Consider the following 1,943-nt stretch of genomic DNA (forward strand, 5'->3'; position numbering starts at 1 on the left):
AGAAATGCTTATTCTTGCAGAGATTGCAGACAAAGAGAATATTGATATATCAGACGAGGAACTAAATGAGGAAATAAAGAAAATTGCTGAAATGGGAGCACAAGATCCTGAAGATCTGAAAAGGTTCTACGAAGAAAGAAACCTTATGGGATATTTGCGTGTACGGATGCGAGAGCAAAAAACGTTGAACTACATCCTTGAGAATGCTAAAATTAAAGAAACTGAAAAAGGGAGTTGACATGCTTATTCCAATAGTTATTGAACAGACACCACGTGGAGAAAGGGCATATGATATATATTCCAGGCTATTAAAAGATAGAATAGTTTTTCTTGGGCAGGAGATAACAGATGCGGTTGCAAATACTGTAATCGCTCAATTGCTTTTCCTGGAATCAGAGGACCCTGATAAGGATATCCATCTATATATAAACTCTCCAGGTGGACATATTACTGCAGGAATGGCTATATATGACACTATGCAGTATATAAAACCTGATGTTATGACCATTTGCATTGGTCAGGGTGCAAGTATGGCAGCACTACTTCTTGCTGCAGGCACAAAAGGAAAAAGATACGCTTTACCTAATGCAAGGATACTTATACATCAACCCATGGGTGGTGCCCAAGGCCAAGCTACAGATATAGATATACATGCAAGGGAAATCTTAAAGCTCAGGGAAAGATTAAACAACTTGCTCGCTTTTCATACAGGCCAAGATATAGAGAAGATAAAGATGGACACGGAAAGAGACTTTTTTATGGATAGTCAAGAAGCATTAAAATATGGGATAATAGATAAAATAATTACAAAAAGAGAAATTCCACAAAAACAAAAAAATAAATAAGGAAGGGATTTGCAATGGCAAGAAGGAACCATAACGATAATAATGATCTTTTTTGTTCATTCTGTGGAAAAAGCCAGGATGAGGTAAGGAAATTAATAGCTGGACCCTCTGTGTATATTTGTGATGAATGCATCCAGCTATGTAACGAAATTATAGCCGAGGAATATAGTAAGGAATCTGATGAGTTTGAGACAGAAGGCCTCCTAAAGCCTTCTGAAATAAGAAAGATCCTTGATCAATATGTTGTAGGGCAGGAAAGGGCAAAAAAAATACTTTCTGTAGCAGTTTATAATCACTACAAAAGGATCAATGCCCACATAGATACAAAAGATGTGGAGGTGGAAAAGAGCAATATTTTGCTTATAGGACCCACTGGATGTGGCAAGACCCTGCTTGCACAGACTCTGGCCAAGATACTGGATGTCCCCTTTACTATTGCTGATGCTACTACCCTTACAGAAGCAGGATATGTGGGAGAGGATGTGGAAAATATCATACTGAATCTGGTACAGATGGCAGACTATGATATAGAAGCAGCACAAAAGGGAATTGTTTATATTGATGAAATAGATAAGATAGCAAAAAAGACAGACAGTCCTTCTATAACAAGGGATGTGTCTGGAGAAGGGGTGCAACAGGCGTTGCTGAAAATCCTGGAAGGAACTATTGCCAACATACCTCCAAAGGGTGGGAGGAAACATCCCCAACAGGATTTTTTGAGAGTGGATACCAGGAATATACTATTTATTTGTGGAGGAACATTTACCGGCTTAGAGCAAATTATTAAAAAAAGAATAGGGGGAAAAACCATAGGTTTTGAGTCTGATGTAAAAAGTAGCGACAAAGAAGAGGACTACAACAAGATAATCCCCCTTGTTCAGCCGGAGGATCTTATAAAATTTGGCATGATACCAGAATTTATAGGAAGACTTCCTGTCATTGCCACCTTGGAGGAGCTTAGCTTAGATGCATTTGTTAGGATCCTTACAGAGCCCAAGAATGCTCTTGTAAAACAATATAAAAAGTTATTTGAGTTGGAGGGTGTGGAACTTAAATTTACAGATAGCGCCTTAATGGCAATAGCCAAAAAAGCTAAAG

General features: G+C 38.2%; 2 protein-coding genes and 1 pseudogene. All 3 read left to right on the top strand.

The window, feature by feature from the left end; all coding sequences use genetic code 11:
- Positions 1-238 (top strand): annotated as a pseudogene (locus AC3WVG_RS11520) (hypothetical protein); the annotation flags it as partial.
- A gap of 1 nt (position 239) precedes the next feature.
- The gene (clpP, locus tag AC3WVG_RS11525; RefSeq protein WP_488798264.1) at positions 240-845 is read left to right on the top strand and encodes an ATP-dependent Clp endopeptidase proteolytic subunit ClpP; all 606 of its coding nucleotides are present in this window, start codon (positions 240-242) and stop codon (positions 843-845) included.
- Positions 846-859: 14 nt separating this feature from the next.
- Positions 860-1,943 (top strand): ATP-dependent Clp protease ATP-binding subunit ClpX (gene clpX, locus AC3WVG_RS11530; protein WP_488798265.1); only part of this gene is annotated, 1,084 nt, incomplete at its 3' end.

This window comes from Desulfovulcanus sp., from assembly GCF_982781345.1.

What these genes read in the sequence shown, in the direction of transcription:
- clpP (WP_488798264.1), top strand. Translation starts at nt 240, where the DNA reads ATGCTTATTCCAATAGTTATTGAACAGACACCACGTGGAGAAAGGGCA.